Source organism: Krasilnikovia sp. MM14-A1259 (genome assembly GCF_047159535.1).
In the GTDB taxonomy this organism is placed as follows: Bacteria; Actinomycetota; Actinomycetes; order Mycobacteriales; family Micromonosporaceae; genus Actinoplanes.
Map to the genome: position 1 here is coordinate 6,281,697 of NZ_BAAGAJ010000002.1, position 21,795 is coordinate 6,303,491.

The 21,795-nt window shown below is 68.0% G+C and carries 20 protein-coding genes; 14 read left to right on the plus strand and 6 right to left on the minus strand.

Translation table 11 applies throughout. From position 1 onward, the window contains the following. Positions 1-80 precede the first annotated feature (80 nt). Positions 81-755 (plus strand): GAP family protein, encoded by a 675-nt coding sequence (locus ACMCNK_RS28560; RefSeq protein WP_412739430.1) that lies wholly within the window; start codon positions 81-83, stop codon positions 753-755. After that, positions 755-2,416, plus strand: a complete 1,662-nt coding sequence (locus ACMCNK_RS28565) for a SulP family inorganic anion transporter (RefSeq protein WP_412739431.1) — start codon at positions 755-757, stop codon at positions 2,414-2,416. Before ACMCNK_RS28560 ends, ACMCNK_RS28565 begins: the two co-directional genes overlap by 1 nt. Before the next feature lie 311 nt (positions 2,417-2,727). On the opposite strand, the gene ACMCNK_RS28570 is transcribed toward ACMCNK_RS28565, so the two are convergent. The 3 genes from ACMCNK_RS28570 to ACMCNK_RS28580 all read right to left on the minus strand — a co-directional run bounded on the left by ACMCNK_RS28570 (position 2,728) and on the right by ACMCNK_RS28580 (position 4,648). Continuing rightward, positions 2,728-3,180 (minus strand): hypothetical protein, encoded by a 453-nt coding sequence (locus tag ACMCNK_RS28570; RefSeq protein WP_412739432.1) that lies wholly within the window; start codon positions 3,178-3,180, stop codon positions 2,728-2,730. 275 nt (positions 3,181-3,455) lie between these two features. Next, positions 3,456-4,349 carry an IS3 family transposase gene (locus ACMCNK_RS28575; protein ID WP_412739433.1) on the minus strand — a complete coding sequence of 298 codons (894 nt, stop codon included), beginning with the start codon at positions 4,347-4,349 and terminating at the stop codon, positions 3,456-3,458. Next, positions 4,346-4,648: a transposase gene (locus ACMCNK_RS28580; protein ID WP_412739434.1), complete on the minus strand. Its 303-nt coding sequence runs from the start codon at positions 4,646-4,648 to the stop codon at positions 4,346-4,348. The genes ACMCNK_RS28575 and ACMCNK_RS28580 overlap by 4 nt, the downstream gene beginning before the upstream one ends. Before the next feature lie 90 nt (positions 4,649-4,738). On the opposite strand from ACMCNK_RS28580, the gene ACMCNK_RS28585 reads away from it, so the two are divergent. The 7 genes from ACMCNK_RS28585 to ACMCNK_RS28615 all read left to right on the plus strand — a co-directional run bounded on the left by ACMCNK_RS28585 (position 4,739) and on the right by ACMCNK_RS28615 (position 9,574). Then, positions 4,739-5,158, plus strand: a complete 420-nt coding sequence (locus ACMCNK_RS28585) for a DUF3995 domain-containing protein (RefSeq protein ID WP_412739435.1) — start codon at positions 4,739-4,741, stop codon at positions 5,156-5,158. A 310-nt stretch (positions 5,159-5,468) separates the two neighbouring features. Next, complete coding sequence (locus ACMCNK_RS28590; RefSeq protein ID WP_412739436.1) at positions 5,469-5,912, plus strand: DUF4279 domain-containing protein; 444 nt, start codon at positions 5,469-5,471, stop codon at positions 5,910-5,912. Positions 5,913-6,072: 160 nt separating this feature from the next. Next, positions 6,073-6,531 carry an SUKH-3 domain-containing protein gene (locus ACMCNK_RS28595; protein WP_412739437.1) on the plus strand — a complete coding sequence of 153 codons (459 nt, stop codon included), beginning with the start codon at positions 6,073-6,075 and terminating at the stop codon, positions 6,529-6,531. Between the two features lie 552 nt (positions 6,532-7,083). Beyond that, complete coding sequence (locus ACMCNK_RS28600) at positions 7,084-7,386, plus strand: transposase (RefSeq protein WP_412739434.1); 303 nt, start codon at positions 7,084-7,086, stop codon at positions 7,384-7,386. Further along, positions 7,383-8,276, plus strand: coding sequence for an IS3 family transposase (locus ACMCNK_RS28605; protein ID WP_412739433.1), 894 nt, complete (start codon positions 7,383-7,385; stop codon positions 8,274-8,276). Before ACMCNK_RS28600 ends, ACMCNK_RS28605 begins: the two co-directional genes overlap by 4 nt. A gap of 180 nt (positions 8,277-8,456) precedes the next feature. Next, positions 8,457-8,912, plus strand: coding sequence for a hypothetical protein (locus ACMCNK_RS28610; protein WP_412739438.1), 456 nt, complete (start codon positions 8,457-8,459; stop codon positions 8,910-8,912). Positions 8,913-9,106: 194 nt separating this feature from the next. Continuing rightward, positions 9,107-9,574 (plus strand): Imm1 family immunity protein, encoded by a 468-nt coding sequence (locus tag ACMCNK_RS28615; protein ID WP_412739439.1) that lies wholly within the window; start codon positions 9,107-9,109, stop codon positions 9,572-9,574. 47 nt (positions 9,575-9,621) lie between these two features. Here ACMCNK_RS28615 and ACMCNK_RS28620 read toward each other — a convergent pair whose 3' ends face one another. Together ACMCNK_RS28620 and ACMCNK_RS28625 are read right to left on the minus strand one after the other, a co-directional pair. Then, positions 9,622-9,825, minus strand: a complete 204-nt coding sequence (locus tag ACMCNK_RS28620; RefSeq protein WP_412739440.1) for a hypothetical protein — start codon at positions 9,823-9,825, stop codon at positions 9,622-9,624. 1,414 nt (positions 9,826-11,239) lie between these two features. Continuing rightward, entirely contained in the window at positions 11,240-13,558 is a 2,319-nt protein-coding gene (locus ACMCNK_RS28625; protein WP_412739441.1) for a hypothetical protein, read from the minus strand. A gap of 206 nt (positions 13,559-13,764) precedes the next feature. Here ACMCNK_RS28625 and ACMCNK_RS28630 point away from each other — a divergent pair, with 206 nt between their 5' ends. The 5 genes from ACMCNK_RS28630 to ACMCNK_RS28650 all read left to right on the plus strand — a co-directional run bounded on the left by ACMCNK_RS28630 (position 13,765) and on the right by ACMCNK_RS28650 (position 20,833). Continuing rightward, positions 13,765-14,274 (plus strand): hypothetical protein, encoded by a 510-nt coding sequence (locus ACMCNK_RS28630; RefSeq protein ID WP_412739442.1) that lies wholly within the window; start codon positions 13,765-13,767, stop codon positions 14,272-14,274. A 290-nt stretch (positions 14,275-14,564) separates the two neighbouring features. Then, a complete protein-coding gene (locus ACMCNK_RS28635) occupies positions 14,565-15,638 on the plus strand; it encodes a glycoside hydrolase family 26 protein (RefSeq protein WP_412739443.1) in 1,074 nt (357 codons plus the stop codon). A gap of 1,162 nt (positions 15,639-16,800) precedes the next feature. Next, positions 16,801-18,522, plus strand: a complete 1,722-nt coding sequence (locus ACMCNK_RS28640) for a pentapeptide repeat-containing protein (RefSeq protein WP_412739444.1) — start codon at positions 16,801-16,803, stop codon at positions 18,520-18,522. A 327-nt stretch (positions 18,523-18,849) separates the two neighbouring features. Next, a complete protein-coding gene (locus tag ACMCNK_RS28645; protein WP_412739445.1) occupies positions 18,850-19,275 on the plus strand; it encodes a C40 family peptidase in 426 nt (141 codons plus the stop codon). Positions 19,276-20,437: 1,162 nt separating this feature from the next. After that, entirely contained in the window at positions 20,438-20,833 is a 396-nt protein-coding gene (locus ACMCNK_RS28650; protein ID WP_412739446.1) for a hypothetical protein, read from the plus strand. Positions 20,834-20,900: 67 nt separating this feature from the next. Here the strand turns inward: ACMCNK_RS28650 and ACMCNK_RS28655 are convergent, their stop codons facing one another. After that, positions 20,901-21,656 carry a metallophosphoesterase family protein gene (locus ACMCNK_RS28655; protein WP_412739447.1) on the minus strand — a complete coding sequence of 252 codons (756 nt, stop codon included), beginning with the start codon at positions 21,654-21,656 and terminating at the stop codon, positions 20,901-20,903. Between the last annotated feature and the right edge of the window lie 139 nt (positions 21,657-21,795).

The window sequence follows — 21,795 nt, forward strand, 5'->3', positions numbered from 1 at the left end:
CGATTTCCGTGAAGTCGATCGCAGGCGCGCACTGGTGATGTATGACCCTTACGACAGCTAGGGTCCGGAACGGGGTTGGGATGGGTGACGCGATCGGTCAGATGCTGGCCTCAGCGGTCGGCATCGCGATCAGCCCGCTACCCATCATCGCTGTGATCCTCATGCTCGTCACCCCGCATGGACGGGCCAACGGGCTGGCCTTCACCACCGGATGGCTGGTCTCGCTAGCGCTGGTCGTGACCGTGGTGCTGCTGATCGGGTCCGGTGCCGCCGCGTCGAGCGGGGCGCCGGTCGGCTGGACGCTGTGGCTCAAACTCGCCCTCGGCCTGCTGTTCCTAGCCCTCGGCGCCAAGCAGTGCCACGACCGGCCACGCGCCGGGCAGCCCACCAGCGAGCCGGGCTGGATGCAAGCGATCGACCAGTTCACTCCCACGAAATCGGCCGGGCTCGCGGCCGCGCTCGCGGTCGCCAACCCCAAGAACCTGGTCCTCGCCGTCGGCGGCGCGGTGTCCATCGCCGGTACGGGCGCGACCGACGGCGCCCAGGCCGTCGCCGCCGCGCTGCTGGTCCTGATCGGCTCGCTGTGCGTCCTGCTGCCGCTTGGCGTCTATCTCGTCGGCGGCCCGCGATCCGCACACGCCCTCGCCGACTGGAAGGGATGGATGGCCGCGCACAACACCGCCATCATGACCGTGCTCCTGCTGGTCCTGGGCGCCAAATACGCTGGCGACGCCCTCAGCGGCCTGACAAGCTGATGCGCCGGCCCACCCTGACCCGGCCGACCGGTTCGGACGTCTCCGCCGGCCTGGTGACCGGCCTGTTCAGCATCCCCGAGGGCATGGCGTACGCGGCGATCGCCGGGTTCAACCCCGTCGCAGGCCTGTTCTCCGGCGTGCTGCCCGTCATCGCGGGGTCGCTGACCGCCCGCACCGTCCTCATGGTCACGACGCTGACCAGCGCGATCGCACTGACGTCGCAGAGCGTGCTGTCCGCGGCCGGGCTAAACCCGGCAGACGCGGGCAACGTCGCGTTGCTGGCCGTCATGACCGGCCTCGTCATGGTGCTCATGGGGGTGTTGCGGCTCGGCGCGGTGATGAGCTTCGTGTCCAACGCCGTGATGACCGGCTTCTCCACCGGCATCGCCCTGCAGATCATCACCGGGGTACTCAAGGACGCCACCGGCTACCAGCCGCACGGACACAACAAGCTGGTGCAGCTCGGAGACTGGCTGCTACATATCGGATCATGGCAACTCGCCACCACCCTGGTCGCGGTGGCCACGGTCGCCGTCTGGGCGCTGGCGCACGCGGTACGCCGACTGGAGACGGTAGCGCTGCTAGTCGCCATGGTCGTCGTGAGCGTCGCCGTCGCGTTACTCGGCACCGACGTCGAACTCGTCAAGGGGATCGCGGCCATCCCCGCCTCACTGCCGCACCTCACGATGCCCGACTGGTCGACGTTCGGCACGCTCGTCGGCGGGGCCGTCTCCGTGGCACTGGTGGCGCTGGCCCAGGCCGCCGGCATCGCACCGACCGTGCCGAACCCGGACGGCTCCCGCAGCGACATGAACCGCGACTTCCTCGCCCAAGGAGCCGCCAACGTCGCCGGCGGGCTGTTCCAGTCGCTGCCCGTCGGCGGCTCCCTGTCCCGCACCGGAGTCGCAGTCGCCGCCGGCGCACGCACCCGCTGGGCAGGGATCTTCTCCGGGCTATGGCTCGCCGTCATCGTGCTGGCCTGCGCCCCCTTGGCCGAACGGATCCCGATGCCGGTCATCGGCGGGCTCATCCTCGTCGTGGGCGGGGAACTGATCTGGGGCCGCCGCCACGACGTCATTCTCGTCTGGCGCACCTCGAAGTTGTCGACCGCGGCGATGGCCCTGACGTTCCTCGCCACCACCCAACTGCCCCTGCAACAGGCCGTCATCCTGTCCGCGGTGCTGTCACTGCTGCTCTACTGCGCGCAAGCGGCCCGGCAGGCCCGGCTCGTCGCACTGGTCCGCGACACCAACCGCCAGTGGACACCAGCGCCCGTCCCCGCACGGCTGACATCGAGATCAGTCACCGTGCTGCACTACGAGGGAGTCAGCCTGTTCGCCGAGCTGCCCCGCATCGACCAACACTGGCCCGACATCGGCGACGCACACCAGCCGGTGCTGATCCTGTCGCTCCGCGGGCTGCCCGACGTGCCGACCTCCGGAATGATCAAACTGCTCCGCCGCCGCGCCACCGAACTCAACCACGCCGGAGGACGCCTCATACTCGCCGGCGTCGACCCTCCCTTGATGGCGACACTGCACAACACCGGCCTCGCCAACGCCCTCGGCCCGAACGGCCTCGTCCCCGACGACGGACCCATCATGGCACCGCTCGAACGAGCCGCGGCGCAGGCCGAACAATGGCTCACCGAGCAAGACTGACACCGCTCCGCCACAGCAAGACCCCAAGGCCCCCGGCGCCCCATGTGATCTCTGGCGGGTGTCTCTGTTGGCATGTCCACGACGCAGAACCGCAGCTCAAGCACCATACGAAGCAACCGAGCTGTGCATAAGGCGTAGTCGGCCCCGGCCGGCACCTAACCCGATCCACTGCCGGTCGACCAGTTCCACGGTGAGGTCGGTACCGGTCCACGGACTCGCCGCGACAAGGATGCTGCCCCGCTGCCGGGCGCGGGCCGCCAGCGACCGCACCACCGAATCAGCTGGCGGTCCGCCCGGGGTGGCGGCGACGATCAGGTCGACGCCGTCGAGCAGGGCGGCGACCGCGGTGGGCCAGTCCGGGCCGGGCGCGGGTACCAGGGCCGTTCACTGGCGATGCCGTAGTCCGTGATCGCCGCGAGCACCCTGAAGTCCGGGATCCCGGCCACCGCCGCCCACGACCCGGCCGCGACGACGGGGGCGATCAACGCCATGAGCAGCGACGTACTGCCGGTCGCGGTGATGACGCTGCCGCGGCGCAGCCCGCCGATGGGGAACAGGTCGGTGAGTTCCCGCAGCACCGGCAGAGTCCGGGAGGCGTCCGGGCCGGTCAGCGCGACGTCGTCGGCGGTGGCCACACTGCGGGCCAGCGCCGCGGTGCGGTCCCGGCCGAGCCCGGCCGCGTTGACCTCGGCGATCACCCGGGCGACGTCCGCCGGGCCGGTGATGCGTCCGGCGCCGCTCCAGGCACGCTCGGCGCTGGCCATCTCGCTCCCTCCCCGTGCGCGTGGCTCCGCGGACGTACGTACGCCAACCGGGGAAGACGGCGAACATGTGTGTGCGACAACGCGGGTTTGTGTGGGTCGGGTCGGCGTTGCGCGGCTGTGGCACGGTGGCGCCGGTGAATCTGCGGGCGCGGTGGCCATGGTCGGGGACCAGGCGGTGGCCTGGGTACGCGGCAGCGGGAGTCACGGCCGGATACGGGCTACTCAAGGCTGGGCTTGACCCGTTTCAGCGGACAGGGTCGATGTGTTGATCTTATCTAGGCGGCCTGGGCTGCTGGTTGATGGCAGTGGGTCGCTTCGTATTCGGCGGGGCTGAGGTAGCCGAGGGTCGAGTGCCGGCGGCGGGTGTTGTACCAGCCTTCGACGTATTCGAAGATTGCTTGTCGGGCTGCGGCGTGGGTGGGCCACGGCTGTCGGTGCAGCAGCTCGGTCTTGATGGTGGCGAAGAACGACTCGGCGACCGCGTTGTCCCAGCATTGCCCTCGCCTGCTGTTCGAGAGCCGTACCCCGTGCCGTGCGGCGAGGCGGGCATGCTGAGCGCTGGTGTATTGGCAGCCGCGGTCGGCGTGGAACACCAGCCCACGGGCGGGTCGGCGCCGGGTCAGGGCGTCGGTCAGGGCGGCGTCGACGAGGTCGGTCTTGAGGTGGTCGGCGACGGCCCAGCTCACGACCCGGCGTGAGGCCAGATCGATGACGGTGGCCAGATACAGCCAGCCCTGCCACGTGTTGATGTAGGTGATGTCGCCGCACCAGCGGCTATCTATCGCGGCCGGGTCGGTGGCGAAGTCGCGTTGCACCAGGTCGGGCCGGGCTGCCGCGGCCGGATCCGCGATGGTGGTGGTCCGCCACCGGCGCGGACATCTGCCCCGGATTCCAGCGGTGCGCATCAGCCGGGCGACGCGTTTACGGCCGTGCCGTAGCCCGTGGGCGGCGAGCTCGGCGTGGACCCGCGGCGCTCCGTACGTGCCCCGAGATTGGGCGTGCACGACGGTGATCTTCTCGACCAGTACCTGGTCGACGCGGTCCCGGTCGCTCTGCTGGTCGCTGGTGTGCTGGTAGTAGGCGGACCGGGAGACCTGCATCAGCTCGCACGCACGCTTGACGTTGTGCTTGCCGGCCTGCTCCGCCTCGATGAACGGGTACACGTTCACCGGGTCTCGTTGGCGAAGAAAGCCGTGGCCCGCTTGAGAATGTCAACGTCCTCGCGCAACCTACGGTTCTCCCGCCGCAGCGCGGCGAGTTCGGCCCGCTCATCCGAGGTCAGCCCGTCAGTGCGGGCCCCGGTGTCGAGGTCAGACTGCTTGACCCAGTCCCGCACCGCGGTCTCGGTCAGATCGAAATCCTGACTGACCTGCCGAATCGTGCGGTCCCCGCGCTGACACAACTCGACGATCTCGGCCTTGAACTCCGGCGTGAACGACCGACGAGGCCGAGGCCGTTTCTTACCCATGCTCTCCATGATGCTGGACATCCTCCCGGAGCCGACCAGGCTCCTGATCTCGGATGTCCGTCAAAGCGGGGCAGGCCCAAGGCCTACTGGGTGTTCGGTGGAACCGCACTGTGGAACATAGCGCCGCTGCCTCAGTCGATGATCGACAAGGCCCGGACGCACACGGCGGATCCTTGGTTCGTGGTGGCCGATGCAGTCACGTTGGTCCTGGCGCTGGCGGGTGTCTTGCTTGCCTTGGCGACGGTACGGCCGTGGCGGCGCACTTTACCGGTGTGGATCGTGCGGTACACGTTGTGGCCGCTGTCCCTGTTGATGGTGCTGCGGGCCGTGGTGGCGGGTTCAGGGGACGTGCGGTGGCTGTTGACCGGAGAACTTGCCCGAACTGCGTTCTGGGACCTGTTTCTGTGGTCGCCACTGTTTCTGGTCTGGGGTTTACTGTGGGCGGCGACCGCCGTTAGCTATGTCCGCCGTGTTGAATTGAGCTCAGCTGACCCACAGAAACCCGAGTAGATCCACATGTGTACTAATCCGTGAGCATAACTCCTGGTGGGGAACCTGGCACGGGCGAGTTGTGACTGCAACGGATAGTTGGCCGTTGCAATGGTTAGTTGGCCACCTGGACTCGCCGGCAGAACCGAGCCGCCGCCTGTGTCGATGCTGGCGGTGATGACGACCCCAGCGGACGGGCCGCAACTGGCCCGCCATGACCGTCGACGAGCAGGCGGCGGCTACGGTAAGTAGTCGACCAGGGTTCCCAACGATGCGCGCTCATGCCGAATTGAGTGCACGTCTGCACATCCGAACGCCTAGGTTGGCGCACATGATGGACGCACCGTGGAAGGTTCAGCAGTACTGCTACTTCTGGCTGGCCAGCGAGGCGGTGGCGGCCGAACAGATCACGGAACTTCTCGGGCTTGAACCGGATCGAACTGCCGTAATGGGAAGCCGTCGGACGTCGCCAGGCCTGGTCCCTGCCGCTCATCGGTGGGAGATCCTCTGTGAGACGCACGGACGGATCGACGAGCAAGCGTCCACCGTTCTTGCGCGCATCGCGCCCGCCGCTGATCGGGTGCGAGCCCTCGTTGACAGCGGCGACGTTGAGGCAGGCCTGATGATGGTTCGCTGGTTCGACGATCCAGACGGCGGGTACAACGCGATGAGCTGGTGGCTGAGCCGTGAGCAGATCCAACTTCTCGCACGGATGGGCGCGAGCGTCGAATCGGATGAGTACGCGGGAGATTTCACAGCACATTCGAGCCGGTGACCGCACTCATCTGGCCGCGAGACGCGCGCTACGGACCGTCACGGCCGACCTCGCGGTGGGTGCACGGTCGTGCCGAGGGCAGTGCGCCGGCACCTGGTCGACAAGTTTGAGCTCGAGGATTGGTTCGCGGCTTGCCAGCGCCTGCCTTACCGTCGCTGCCATGGACGACCCAAACGGCCTTCGCCAGCAAACCCGCAAGGTCTTGGAAGCAGCCGGGTGGCACCCCGACCGTGCTGTCGACACCGCGCGGTGGGAGGCCGAATTGGCCGCGGACGGGTTCCCGCCTCTGCACTCGATCGCTCTCCGGTTCCTTGCCGAGTTCGGAGGCATCGACGTTCCTGCTGGCGGTCTTGGCGTCACCCGCGCCCGCGAGCCCTTCACTCTCGAACCGACCGAATGCGCTGGCGAAGCCGACCGATTCATCGAATGGGGCCGGAGCATCGGCCGTGATATCGCTCCTGTCGGCGAGTTGGCCGGTGGAACCTGCGCGTCTGCGTTTCTCGGCATCGACGATCATGCGGAGTTGTACGTCGTGGTCGATCGGCTTGCTACGTTCGGCCTCATGCCGCAGGCAATGGATCGCCTTGTTCTCGGGTACATGCCCCGGAACATCGGCTAACCCTTCGGTAGAGATGACGTCGGACATCCGGATCTAATTCCGCGTGCGTCCTCCCGGCTTGTCGGTGACGCACCGTAGTCCGCGGGAGACTCACTTCGGACCACGCCGATCACCAAAGTGACCAGATTCCGGTTTCGCCCGTCACGACTACTGCCCACGCCCACGGCCCTGATCAACCACAGAGTGGCCAACCAACTCTTGCAGAACGGGCCAATCAAGCGTTGAAGTCGCCTCCAAGGGGCGAGCTCAGAAGGCGTGAGGCGGGCCAACTAGCCACTGTAGTCACAGGAATCCTATCTTGGTGCGAAGAGGCCCCGCCTGTCCTGTTGAGCGACAGCCGGGCCTGTCGCTCAAATCCCTCATCGGTAGTGGAGCCGGAGCTCGGCATGAGGTGGGGTTGAGCCTCGCCGCCGATTGTCTGTGGTGTCAGCCGCTGCTGATCGCCGCCGCATGATGGACCGTCACGAGCCGCCTGGGCCTGCCCCGCTTTGACGGACATCCGAGATCAGGAGCCTGGTCGGCTCCGGGAGGATGTCCAGCATCATGGAGAGCATGGGTAAGAAACGGCCTCGGCCTCGTCGGTCGTTCACGCCGGAGTTCAAGGCCGAGATCGTCGAGTTGTGTCAGCGCGGGGACCGCACGATTCGGCAGGTCAGTCAGGATTTCGATCTGACCGAGACCGCGGTGCGGGACTGGGTCAAGCAGTCTGACCTCGACACCGGGGCCCGCACTGACGGGCTGACCTCGGATGAGCGGGCCGAACTCGCCGCGCTGCGGCGGGAGAACCGTAGGTTGCGCGAGGACGTTGACATTCTCAAGCGGGCCACGGCTTTCTTCGCCAACGAGACCCGGTGAACGTGTACCCGTTCATCGAGGCGGAGCAGGCCGGCAAGCACAACGTCAAGCGTGCGTGCGAGCTGATGCAGGTCTCCCGGTCCGCCTACTACCAGCACACCAGCGACCAGCAGAGCGACCGGGACCGCGTCGACCAGGTACTGGTCGAGAAGATCACCGTCGTGCACGCCCAATCTCGGGGCACGTACGGAGCGCCGCGGGTCCACGCCGAGCTCGCCGCCCACGGGCTACGGCACGGCCGTAAACGCGTCGCCCGGCTGATGCGCACCGCTGGAATCCGGGGCAGATGTCCGCGCCGGTGGCGGACCACCACCATCGCGGATCCGGCCGCGGCAGCCCGGCCCGACCTGGTGCAACGCGACTTCGCCACCGACCCGGCCGCGATAGATAGCCGCTGGTGCGGCGACATCACCTACATCAACACGTGGCAGGGCTGGCTGTATCTGGCCACCGTCATCGATCTGGCCTCACGCCGGGTCGTGAGCTGGGCCGTCGCCGACCACCTCAAGACCGACCTCGTCGACGCCGCCCTGACCGACGCCCTGACCCGGCGCCGACCCGCCCGTGGGCTGGTGTTCCACGCCGACCGCGGCTGCCAATACACCAGCGCTCAGCATGCCCGCCTCGCCGCACGGCACGGGGTACGGCTCTCGAACAGCAGGCGAGGGCAATGCTGGGACAACGCGGTCGCCGAGTCGTTCTTCGCCACCATCAAGACCGAGCTGCTGCACCGACAGCCGTGGCCCACCCACGCCGCAGCCCGACAAGCAATCTTCGAATACGTCGAAGGCTGGTACAACACCCGCCGCCGGCACTCGACCCTCGGCTACCTCAGCCCCGCCGAATACGAAGCGACCCACTGCCATCAACCAGCAGCCCAGGCCGCCTAGATAAGATCAACACATCGACCCTGTCCGCTGAAACGGGTCAAGCCCAGCCCCTCTCAACTGCCTCCGGGGTGGCGCCGCTCATTACGGCCCATCAATTGGCGCACCGGGTGGTGCACCGCGCACCGAGAGCCCAATCGCGGTGCGAAGACGGCCCCGCCTGTCCGTGGCAAGGCCCTGTTCATGCTGGGTAGCCGCCGCCGTGGGGACCTGGCCGGCATGGACCGCGACGCCGCCGCGGCCGCGTGGACCACGCTCATCGAGTGGGTCCGCGACGTCCTCACCGGCGTGTGCGGCGCGGTCGGTGACACCGGCCGGCACCCCTGCATCCCGTCCTGCTGGCGGCGGCATCCCCATGCGGTCGCCGAGCTGGGCTGGCTGTGCCAGGAGTGGTACCGGCTGTACGGGACCGGCACGGGCACCCCCGCCGGCGCCGGGGAATGGCACAACCGGTGGCTGCCCGGCGTCATCCGACGGCTTGCCAAGGAGGCCACCACGGCGAAATGCGGCCTGCACCACGAGCCGACCCGACACCGCCCCGACGACTTCGCCGACGACGCCGCGGCGCTGGGCAAGGCTGTGCGCGACGACGTCGACCGGCGCCGGGCAGCGCCCCCGGCCGCTGGTGCGAGAGGATGACAGGCATGAGCAGCATGGAGGTTTGTGGGGCGCGGCGAGCCTGGTAGCCCTTGGACGGGCACTGATCCACCGGGGAAAAGCCAAGATCACCCCTTGGCGCCAGTTTCCGTTCCGATGTCTCAAGCGCCGTCAGCGGTTCGCGCAGGGCGCGGTGCAGGTTAGCCTAGGCAACACCCGGAATATAGGCTTTGTTCGTGCCATACCGGATCCGTTGGCCAGGCACGCCCGAGACCACGCTGTCCAGCGTGGATGAGCTCGACGTGCTGCTGGACCGGGTTGCCGCCGACCGCGGCGACCGCGGCCTCGCCTGCGACGTCGAGGTGTCCCGCCTGGGTGAGAACGGGGAGCCCCTCGGCGTCGTGCTCGGGGTCGGGCATCCCGAGCGGTCGTTCGTCCACTTCACCAGCGAAACAGGCATGGTGTTCGGGTACGAGGTGGACGTCGGCGTGTCCGGGCCGCGGATCGCCTTCGAAGAGGTGGCGGGCTCGGTGGTCTACCACCCGCCAGCACTGACCCGGGTCAGGCCGGCCATCGCCCGGCAGGCGGCTCGCGAATTCGTTACGACGGGGTGGCGTCCGACCGGCCTGCAGTGGCTGGCACTGACGTGGCGGGCGTGGGTCTCCGACGACGGCATGGATGCCGGCGAAGGAATCCAGTACTGACCGGGCAATGGCATCTTGGGGTGGGAGCCCCCTTCCTGCATGTGCCTCTACTCGATGCCGGTTCGCTGCTTCATCGCGCCGACCTTGGCCCCGAACGTCCAGAACAGCGCCATGAAGACCTGGACCTGACCGGCGGCGCCCAGCGGCTCCAATGCTGCGAAGACGTCGACGGCCTCCAGGTCCACCTCACTCGCCATCCGCTGATTGAAGATCGCCCGCGCGGTGTTCTGCTCCGGGTCGCTGAGCTGCACCGGGAACAGCTTCCGCAGATCGAAGTCCGATGCACAACCGGCACTTTGCGTCCGTTGATGGATCGCCTAACGGACAAGATCACCGCTACCGCTAACCGCTGTACCGGAGGTCTTTCTCAACCCCGAAGCAGCGCCACCACATCGGCCCGGGACCATGGCGGCAACTCCTCGCCGTACGACCGGCCCAACCCGATCGAAGTCCAAAGGACGAGCGCAGAAGGTGAGGGTTATGTAGGTAAACCTCATTTGATGCGGTGCTGTGTGGATGATGAAGGTTCTGGCCCTTCGGCGTCGCCCTTCGGGGGGAGGCGTCAAACCACCTCAAGCTGCGTTGGCTGAAGACCGTCGTGGTGAGCGTTGAGGAAAGGCGCGCCTATGAGCGCGTCAGGTGGGGACCGGGAAGGCGAGGGTGAGCGAACCGCTGATGACGTGTCGAAACAAGAAGATGACATCGAAACCGGGGCGGTTAAATGGCGCCGGGATGAGCCTGGCGGGTGCCCGTCTATTGGCCAGGCGGTGTCCGGCATGGAGGCGGCGCGAGTCCGGTCTGCGGCATCTGCACGGAACGTGGGAAGGCGAGTGCCGATACGGCCGCCGTGCCTCGGTGAGCTGCGGGACGGCGAGAGGGAGCGCGCGGCGCAACGGAAATCGTGAGGCGTTGAGTACCGATGCGGCACCCGCTGGCGGACCGGCCCGTAGTAGCGGGGAAGCGCCTGTAATGGGCGTGGAGCGAAGGGGCCGGCTCATCGGGATCTGTTTACACGAACAACCGGACGAAAGTCTGGGATGACACGGGTGAGCATGTCAGGTCCACAGGACAAGCCGTTTGATATTCCGAAGAGTCTGGTGTGGGAGGCGTACAAGCGAGTCATCCATGAAGGAGCGGGGCCGGTCAAGGCGCGGGGTTTGGCCGGTTTCGTTCGGGGTGTGGGCTGCCGCTGGGCAAGTAGGTAGTGCCACCGCAACGCGGTGGTGCTGATCGTGTGGGGTGGTCGTGTTCGCCAGGTTCCGGGTGATGCCGGAAGGGGCGGGCCGGGGCTCGGCTGCCGGTCATCCATTCGCTCGCGCCGTGGTGGGGGGCATGGTGATGTACGACCGTGACCGGGCGGGGTCAATCAAGAGGGCGACCACGCCGTCGGCCGTCGGGGGTCAGACTCACAGCGACCCGCGTCCGGTCACGTCCGAGCCCGCTCACGCCGCCCGCGCCTGCCTGAGTCGGGGTGCCGAGCCGGTGGGCGGGGACGGTCGAGCCAGCCTCGGCTGACCCGGGATGGGCGCGTGGGGTCAGGTTTTGCGGACCGCGCTGGTGAAGCCTGCGACGAACAGGGTGGCGAAGATCCAGGCGATGAGTTGCAGCGTCCAGCCGGAGACGGTCACGGTTTGCCCGACGGCCGTGGCGGTGGGTTTGCAGCGTTCACTGGCACCGGTTTTGAGCAGGGGTGTGCCGAGGGTCGAGGCCAACCCCGACTTGATCGATGAAGGGGCAGGCCTCACCCGCTGCGGCCGTTGCGGCAGCGGCAGTGGTTTTGGGGATTTCGAGGCCGCCGTGGTGGCCGCCGGCGACGGCGACGGCGACGGCGAGGGCGGCGATGAGGAAGTACAGCGCGCGCCAGGGCTTGTAGCCGAAGCCGAGGGTGATGTCTGTGATCCGGCCCCAGGCGCGTTCACGGCGGGTGGTTCCGGTGCGGCGGAGTTGGTCACGGCGTTGCTCGATGAGGATGTCCCGGGCGTCGCGGTCGTGGCCAGCGGCGCGGTAGGCGGCGGCGAGGTGCTGGTAGGGCTGGGCCGCATAGCCGGGAGTGTGATTGCGCAGCAGGTCCCGCCAGTCCTGCATTGACGCGGGTTGGGGTAGCCCGGTGTAGGTGAGACCGTCCAGGTGCACCAGCGGACCTGGAGGCACCGCGGTACGGGAGACCTGTTGGACGTCGAGCCAGAGTTCGCCCCCGATCCGTCCGCCCGCCAGGTTCAAAACGGAACGTTCGCCGCCACCGGTGGCGGCGAACCCGTGGTGTAGGAACACGCTCTGGTCGACCTGCATGCTGTGGGCGACCAGGGCGGGGCCGGAGGTGTTCTCCCACCGCGCTCCATTGCAGGCCAGCACACCGCCGATGCGGGCGCCGCTCAGGTGGATGGCCCCCTCCTCGCCGGCGCCGGTGGCGACGAGCCCGAGCAGGAGCACGGCATGGTCGACCTGCATATTGTCGGCGACCAGGGCGGGGCCGGAGGTGTTCTCCCACAGCGCCTCCTCGCAGGCCAGTTGACTGCTGATGCGAGCACCGGGCAGGCGGACGGTGCCCTGTGCGCCGGCGCCGGTGGCGACGAGCCCGTCGTTGAGGAACACGCCCTGGTCGACCTGCAAACTGTCGGCGACCAGGGCAGGGCCGGAGGTGTTCTCCCACCGCGCCCCAGCGCAAGCCAGCACACCGCTGATGCGAGCACCGGGCAGGCGGACGGTGCCCCCTTCGCCGGCGCCGGTGGCGACGAACCTGTCGTTGAGGAACACGCTGTCGTCGACCTGCAGGCCGTCGGCGACCAGGGCGGGGCCGGAGGTGTTCTCCCACCGCGCCCCGGGACAAAACAGTTGACCGCCGATGCGAGCACCGCTCAGGTCGATGGTGCCCTGTTCACCGGCGCCGGTGGCGACGAGTTCGCGCAGGAGCGCGCTCTGGGTGACCTGCAGCCGTGCAGCGCTCAGGGCGGGGCCGGAGGTGTTGTTCCACTGTGCCCCCTCGCAGGCCAGTTGACCGCCGATGCGCGTGCCGCCCAGGTGGATGGCCCCCTGTTCGCCGCCGCCGGTGGCGACGAGCTCGCGCAGGAGCGCGTCATGGTCGACCTGCATGCTTTCGGCGCTCAGGGCGGGGCCGGAGGTGTTGTTCCACTGTGCCCCCTCGCAGGCCAGTTGACCGCTGATGCGGGCGCCGCTTAGGTGGACGGCCCCCTGTTCACCGGCGCCGGTGGCGACGAGCTCGCGCAGAAACACGCCATGGTCGACCTGCATCCTGTTGGCGCTCAGGGCGGGGCCGGAGGTGTTCTCGCACCGCGCCCCGTCGCCGGCCAGCACACCGCTGATGCGAGCACCGTCTAGGGAAATGGTGCCCCGCTTGCCGACGCCGGTGGCGACGAGTTCGCGTAGGTCCACTGCCTGGCTGGCCTGTATTTGCTCCGCGACCAGGGCGGGGCCGGAGGTGTTCTCCGACCGCGCCCCGGCACCATCGAGGATGCCTACGCGTGCGTCGGTGACCTTCACCGCCCCGGCCGCGCTATCGGCGAGGACCGTCGCCTGAGAGAGCACGAACATGGACGTGACCACGCGTATGGCGTCCACTGGGGCTTCTTCGCTGTGTGCCGGTTGCTCGATGCGGCATCCGATCAGAGCAACCGCGGGCAGCTGGGCATCGCGCAGGTTGACCCCGTCAGTCAGGTAACAGTCCGACAGCTCCAACCATAGTTTGGTGGTGATGTTCTCCAGGTCGATCCGGCCGGCGATCCGGGCCCCGCGCAATCGCAGGCCGTGCGGATCGGGATCGGCGACGAGCCGGCCACGGAGGAGATCACGGATCACCGAGGCCGAGATCGTCCGGTCCTCGCCCCAGGACCGCATCGCGGCCTCATCGACCGGCCCGTCGCCGGCCAGGTCGAGCTGCTCGCCGCGGGCCACGGACAAGATCAAACTCTGTTCCACGGAACGATGCGTCAGCTCCCCGAGCACTGCCGGGTTTCCGTCAACCGTCATAACAGCCATAATGGATAAAGCGGTCAAACGTTGTGGTGATTCCGTGCCGTCCGGGGGCGTGCGGGGCGCTGATGGTCGTACGGGTCGATGCGGCGCTCGGCCTCTGGGCCTCCGGCACCACCGCGGACGCCCTCACCCTCAATGGCGCCGGCATCGCCGAGCATCCGGATCAGCGGGGCCAAGGTCCGCGTGGAGGTCGACGACGCATGCCTCGCTTCCTGAGGCGCACGACGATGGTGGCAGCCGGGATCGCCCTCGCGGCGATCACCGGCTGCTCCACCGGCCCCGACGGCGGGTCACCCGACCCGCCGTGCGGCGGCACCCCCGCCAGTCGCGCCGAGCTCGGCGTGTCGAACACCGACTGGGCCCCCGACGCCGCGACCTTCACCACCAGCGGTGGCACGCTGTACGTCACCGTCCACGACCTCGCCCGAGGGTCCCTCATTTCCGGGCCCAAAGGGTCGCAGGTCAACGTTTACATCGGCTCGGCGGACACCCCACCCCGGTTGGACGCCCACCAGAACGTGACCCCGCTCGGCTGGAAGGTCGTGGTCGCCGAGGATCACTACCAGCCCATCGAACTGCCCGCCGGCCGGTACTGGTTGCTCGTGGGTTACCCGGCCAAGACGGACCTGCTGAGCTGCACACCGGGTGCCGTCACCGGCACGCCGACACCTCACCGCTTCCCCCCGGCGCCGTCATCACGACCCAGCTGAAGACGTCCGTGACCAACCGGCGATAACGCTGTACCCATGCGGAGGCGCCCCCACCCGATGGCGGGCCCTCCCGAGTGTTAAGCGTCACGGTGACGCCTACCCAAACGGGGCCGGCTGCGATGCCCGCCTGGCATCCCGGGGGGCCTTATCGGCCGGCCGCAGCGCCATCCAAGACAAAGGTATGAGCTGCAACCGTTAGGAAACCTTCCAGGACCCAGGGGCGCTCCCCCCGACACCGAATCTTCTTCATGTGACCGGCGACGTGGCCGGGCAAACGAGGGAGATTCGCTTTGGGTCGCAAGGTTCAGAAGGTCGTGACCATGGTCGGCGCGCTGCTGGCCGGCACCACCGCCGTGATCGGCGCCGCCAGCGCCGCCCACGCCGCGCCCGCCGCGCCGGCAACCGCGAAGGCCAAGACCAAGACCTGCGTCACCAACAACAAGCTCGTCCCCTCCTGCGGAGTCCTGTGGGGCGCCGCCGCCGGCGGCTTCACCACCGCCCCCCGCGACGCCGAACTGAAGAAGTGGGAGAAGCTGTCCGGCCGCGACGCGTCGATCTTCCACACCTACCACAAGGGCGACGAAGTCTTCCCCACCAACAGCGAGATCGCGATGACCACCGACCCCGCCCACCCCCGCGTCCTGCTGGTCAACTGGAAGATCGCCTACGGCTCCACCTGGGCCAAGGTCGCCGCCGGACAGCAGGACAAGCGCATCGACGCATTCGCCCAGCGGATCAAAACCACCTACCCGCAGAAGTTCTACCTGGTCCTCAACCACGAACCCGAGAACGACGTCATCGCCCGCAAGGGCTCCGGCATGGAAGCCAAGGACTTCGCCGCCATGTACCGCCACACCATCACCCGCCTGCGCGCGCACGGTGTGACCAACGCGGTCAACGTCCTCGCCTACATGGGCAACGAGAAGTGGATGGCCCAGTCCTGGTGGAAGGACCTCTACCCCGGCGACGACGTCGTCGACTGGATGGGCCTGGACTCCTACGTCTCCGCCGAGAAGGGCTACTACCACTACGGCCAGTTCGCCGACCTGCTCGACCGCAAAGCGTCGGGCGGCAAGGGCCTGGGCTGGTACGACTGGGCCACCACCCACCACGCCAGCAAGCCGATCATGATCGCCGAGTGGGGCGTCTACCACCGCATCGGCCACCCCGTCGACAAGTCCGCCGGCTACAACAGCGTCCTGCCGGAGCTGGCCAAGCGCCCGAACATCAAGGCCATCGTGTACTTCGACACCAAGCACGACGACCAAGGCGACCGCGACATCAGCATCGACAGCACGCCGGGCAACCTCGCCGCATTCAAGAAGCTCGCCGCCAACCCCATCTTCAACGTCAAAATCGCCTGACCCGCAGGCAACATTCGCACCACGAGCCGCCCGGCACCACGCCGGGCGGCTCGTGCCATGCCAGGCCCTCTCCACCAACATTCGCCGGCCGTGCGTGCGCCAGCCCAGTCGGTGCCCGGCCGGCTGCTGCACCAGCGACCACCCCCGTGCAGATGCCCCCGGCATCGGTCATGCCGCGAACCTGCGACCAGCGCCGAGCCGAGCTTTACTGATGGCGTCGAGTATTGAGGTGTCGTGAGTTTGGGCGCGTGACTGCGTACCGGTTCCTGATCAAGACGGGGACGCTGTCCTGTCTGTTTCCCCGAACCACAGAGACACCGGGCTCACGGCTCGGCGGTAGCACGTCGCCCATGTGTTGCCTGCCGCCTCCTACCAGTGGCGAGGACCAGAAAGCAGCCCGCAACTCCGGCTGTCACCAGCACCAATCCGCTGCCGATGGCCGCCACCCGGTCCGGCCAGGGCAAATCGCGGGGGTGGTGAACCGACCGAGGTAGAACGGCTCGAGCACGGCCCCGACCGGGACAACAACACGTGCCGTCAGCCCCCACCCATCCCGCCGGCGAGCGATCGCGCCCACCAGGCCGAGCGGTCCGCCCAGGACCATCGCAGCCAGAAACCAGTGCGAGTTGGCGACCCAGACGTCCGGACCGAACATGCCAAGGGCGAGCCCCACGCCGTAGTGCAGGACGAGAGCGGTGAGCGGGGCAACAATTCCGGCGGCAACGGCCGGGCCGGGGCGGCGTTGTTTTTCGCTGGAAGCTACTGGCACCCCCCTTCGCCGGTGCCGGCTCTTGACCTGACCTCGCCGTCACGCTGCGCCGAGTGAGGCGATCAGTTCGACCACCGCCTGCACCGCCTCCCGGGGTACCGCTCTGAAGATCAACCACGGACTGACTTGGCTCGGGGATGGCTTTCGGGTCGCTGGTGGGCACCGCGGATCAGGTGCGTCGGCTGTCCTGGTGGGACCGCTCGTCGCCGCATCTCGGCGACCGTTGCCCACGCGATCCGCGGATTGGTCGTATCAGATGCCGGGCAACTTGAAGGGGGAAGCTAAATTAGACCTGATTGTCGCTTAGGCCTGCTTTACTGCACTTCGGAGGTTGTGATCGGCGACTCGGGTCGGAAGCCCACCCCTTCCTCGCGGCGGTCGGGCGGTCCGCGCTTGCCGCTGTACCTGCACGTGGCGCTGATGCTGGTCTTGGCCTTCCTGGTGGCGGTCGGCGCAGGGTTCGTGCTGTGGTCGGAGTTGGGGCGACCGCCGCTGACCGGGTCGTCCGCGTCATCGCCGTCGGGGCCGGTCAGCGTCTCGCCAGTTCCAGGGAGCGGTCCGGGATCGCGTACGCCGTTGCCAGCTCCTGCTGTCGAAGTGGGCTGGACGGTGTCGAACACGTTCGACGCGATGAAGATCGTGCTGGCGTTGGTTGCGGGTATTGGTGGTGTGGTGGCGTTGACGGTGGGCTACCGGCGTCAGCATCTGGGCGAATCAGCCGACCGTCGTGAAGACACCAAGCTGTTCGCCGACCGGTTTGCCAAGGCTGCGGAGTTGCTGGGTTCGGGCGAGGCCGCTGTCCGCCTGGCCGGCGTTTACGCGGTCGCGGCCCTCGCCGACGACTGGGTCGCTGGTCGGCAAACCTGCATCGACGTGCTCTGCGCTTACCTACGAATGCCCTACACCGCACCAGAGGACGAAACGCTTCCTGCGAAGCAGCATCGAGTCCCACGCCCTTTGCTGCGCGACCAGATGCGGCCACGCCCCGCGGTCCCGCCGCAAACCAGCGCATTGCCCAATGCGGGAGCTTCCGACCGAGACCGTCGCCAGGAACGCCAGGTCCGGCACACCATTATCCGGATCATCCGTGACCACTTACGCACGAAACATCCCCACAGTTGGCAGGAACACGATTTCGATTTCACCGGCGCGACCTTCGATGGCGGCGATTTCAGCGGCGCGGCGTTCTCCGGCGGCATGGTGGACTTCGCCAACGCGGTGTTCTCCGGCGGCACGGTGGACTTCCGCTTCGCGGCGTTCTCCGGCGGCAAGGTGAACTTCGCCAACGCGACGCTCTCCGGTAGCACAGTGAACTTCACCAACGCGAAGTTCTCCGGCGGCACAGTGAACTTCACCAACGCGACGCTCTCCGGCGGCACGATGGACTTCGCGTTGACGACGTTCTCCGGTAGCACAGTGAACTTCACCAACGCGAAGTTCTCCGGCGGCAAGGTGAACTTCACCGGCGCGACGTTCTCCGCCGGCACGGCAGAATTCCGCTACGCGACGTTCTCCGACGGCGCGGTGAACTTCACCAACACGAGGTTCTCCGGCGGTGCGGTGGACATCGCGAACGCGACGTTCTCCGGCGGCGAGGTGGGCTTCGCGTACGCGAGGTTCTCCGCCGGCACGGTGGACTTCCGCGGCGCGGCGTTCTCCGGCGGCACGGTGGACTTCCGCTTCGGCACGTTCTCCGGCGGCCAGGCGAGCTTCGCCAACGCGACGCTCTCCGCCGGCACGGTGGGCTTCGCGAACGCGAAGTTCTCCGGCGGCGAGGTGGGCTTCGAATACGCGACGTTCTCCGGCGGCAAGGTGGACTTCGCGTTGGCGAAGTTCTCCGGCGGCAAGGTGGGCTTCGAATACGCGACGTTCTCCGGCGGCAGGGGGAACTTCTACCGCGCGACGTTCTCCGGCGGCGAGGTGGACTTCGCCAACGCGGCGTTCTCCGGCGGTGAGGTGGGCTTCGAATACGCGGCGTTCTCCGGCAGCGAGGTGGACTTCGCCAACGCGGCGTTCTCCGGCGGCGAGGTGGATCTGTCAACACCGGGCGAGTGGAGTGTTCCGCCCCGGTTTCCCGCCCTCCCGCAGCCTGGGCTCCTGTTGCCATCTGGCTGATCTCGTTCCTTGGACCAGGGCGTGGATGAGTCCGATGTCGCGGTGGCTGGTGGCCCGCCGGCCGCGCGAGCCAGGGCCGTCCGGGGACCGGGCTGACCGGATTTGGTGCACGCGTTGGCGAACTGCTTGCCCCGTGAAGGTTCCGAACTTCTTGCCGCGCCTGGGCAGGTGAGCTATTCGGCCACGTGGCGGATGACTGACGCTGTTCGCTTCAGTATCCCTTATGGATCGGCTACGGAGCGTGCACAACGCTGCGACCGGCAACAGGTCGTGTGCTCCGACGGCCCAGGCGCCGGCCTCGACGGCGGCGGGGGAGTACCCGCCGGGTTGCAGCTGCCCACCGGCGGGCAGGCCCGCACCGCGGTGGCGTTCGCGCTCGCCCAGCTCGGCGAGCCATACGTGTTCGGCGCCAACGGCCCGAACGCCTGGGACTGCTCCAGCCTCATGCAACAGTCCTGGGCCGCCTCCGGAGTGGCCATCCCCCGGGTCACCTTCGACCAAGTCAAGACCGGGGTGGCCGTGCCCGGTCTGGCCGCAATGCAGCCCGGTGACCTTATCTTCATCCCCGGCTCACTCGGCTCGGCGAACAACCCCGCCACGTCGGCATGTACATCGGCGTCGGCGCAGACGGCAAGCAGTACCTCGTCCAAAGCACCACACACCGGTGATCACGTGAAGGTGTCGCCCGTAAGCGCCTGGACCAACACCATCGTCAGCATCCGGCGGCCGGTTACCACAGTCGGTAGAGAGTGAGAGACTGACGTATCGACGCACCCCTACATGCGTGGGCAGGACGTTCCCGGCTCCAGCCAGACTCTGCCAGTCACCGGCACACCCCACGTGCGCAAGGAACGCGGCGCCCGCGGTCATACCGGCCTCGGTGAGCCGTTCGGCCGCAGCACACCCCCACGTATGTGGGAGGAGGCGCGCCAGGCCGCGCGGGCGAGCCGCGTCAGCGGCACACCCCCACGTACGTGGGGAGGACGACTCGGCCAGCCTTCCGACCACCTCGTGCGCCGGCACACCCCCACGTGCGTGGGGAAGACGTACCCGCGATCCTCGGCCAGGATCAGCGTCTCGGCACACCCCCACGTGCGTGGGGAGGACCGAGCACGTCTCCGAGGCGGCTCATGCGACCACGGCACACCCCCGCGTGCGTGGGGAGTACCTTCGCCAACTGCAGGTTTACCACTCCGGATCCCAGTTTGGAGGTTCGATATGGGCGGGTTTCTCGCGACACCACCCATCCGTGGCACCGCACCGCCAGCCGAGGCGCCCGCAGCGCTAAAAGGGAGCCGGTGCAGGATGGAATGGCGACATGCCCTTGTTAGGTCGGTTCCGGAACTGGACGGTCATTCGCAAATTCCATGCGCGGGCACGACCCACCGGGCGTTCGCAGCGTTCTGACGGGTGGTCGGCAGCTACGGTCACCGGGGAACCGGGAAGGTGGTCCCGCAAGCTGGCAAGCCAACGCAGCTGCCGCCCTGATCGCCTCCGCAACGTCCGGGCGGTTGTTCAGCAGATTGTTCGACCAGCGTTCGCCCGGTCGGCGGCGCGGGCTCCTCATCATCGCTGCCGCGGCCGCGGCAGTGCTCCTGGTCGCCTGCGGAGCGATGGTGGGCACGTGGAGAAACGGTCCCGGCGAGGACCCGCCACTGCCGCCTGGCTGGGGCCCACGCCCGGCCCGACCGTCACCGGATCCGGGGATGTGCTGCCCTTCGTGGGCTGGTCGCCGTCACCGTCGACGGGGGCCTCGACGTCACCCTCTCCCACGCACACCGAGCCCCATGGGGCCAGCAAGTCACCCACGACCTCACCCAGCGCCACACCGACACCGACACCGACACCGACCCAGCGGACCAACCCGACCCGCGGCACCGGACCAAACACGCCCCGCATAGTCGGCCAGTGGCGGATGACCAGCGGTCACGAGTACAGGGCCATCGACGACACCCTACCGGACAAACTGTCGTACTGGGCCGGACGGAAAACCCGCGTCTACGGCAGCAGCGGCGTGGGCAGCGTCACCTACACCGACTACTCCGTACGCGGCACGGCAAGCGACGACAACGCCATGTGGGAGGTGCTCTACAACGGAACGGCCCAATTCGACTGCTCCGCCGACAACAACAAGATCCACCACTCGCCCAGCGACAAAGCCGGCGACGAAACCATGTTCCGCAACGGCACCCAGGTCGGCAGCCCCACCCCCATCTCGTACTTCCGCGACGGAGCAGAGTCATACACCTGCTCAGCCAACACCCTGCAGATCACCGGTCCGACCTACTCCGAGAGCTACGCCCGTACCTGAAGTGGCTGTCTATCAACCCGTTCTCGCAGCTAGAGCAAATGTTGGCCCACGGCCAGGGGTGACGACCTCAAGCACCCCGGCCGTCACGGGGGCCGAATGCGGTCACGGCGTCGGCATCACTGACCTCCGAGCGCAGGTAGCAGTCAGCCCACGCCTGCCGATCCGGATAGGAGGAGCCCGCGACCACTCTCGCCACCGCCTCGTCGACGTCGATCTCCACCCGGCGCAGCGAGATCTCGCCGTCGCGTAGCAGCGCCCAGTGTCCCCCGGTTGAGCCGTACGGCATGCCGATGCTGCCCGCGTTAACCACGGTCCGCCGGTTGACCAGCCGCACGTACGGCATGTGGGTGTGTCCGCAGACCACCGTGCGGACCTCGTCGGGCAGCTCGGCGAACACCTCGGCCCACTTCTCCAGACGGGTGTCGACGAGCACGACCTCCTCGTCACTGCGCGGAGTGCCGTGGCAGAACACGACCGGGCCAAAGCCGCGGACGTCGAGGGTCACCGGATGCGGCAGCCCGGCCAGCAGGTCGATCTGGGCGGGGGAGAGCTGCGCCGCTGCCCACACGTCGATCGGGTACGCCCCGTCGAGCGCCTCCTTGCGCCCGAGGACGGCGAGCTCACGGTCGGCGTTGCCGCGCACCAGTACGGCGTTGTCGAGACTGGTCAGCAGGTCGAGGACCTCGCCCGGCTGCGGGCCGGCCGCGTGATCTCCGCAGACGACGATGCGGTCGGCGCCGCGCACCTCCGGATGGTCGAGCACCGCTTGCAGCACGGGCAGGACACCATGCACATCGGAAATGACAGCGACAGTTTCGAACATGCGATTGACCCTCGCACAAACAGCGACCGCCAAGGCAGGTTGCGCGGCCGAGGCAGATCCATTCCGAGACCCGCAGGCCATCGAGATCGAGCGCCCTCGGTCGATCCGCGCACCGAATCAAGAAGGGTCACCTCGGCGG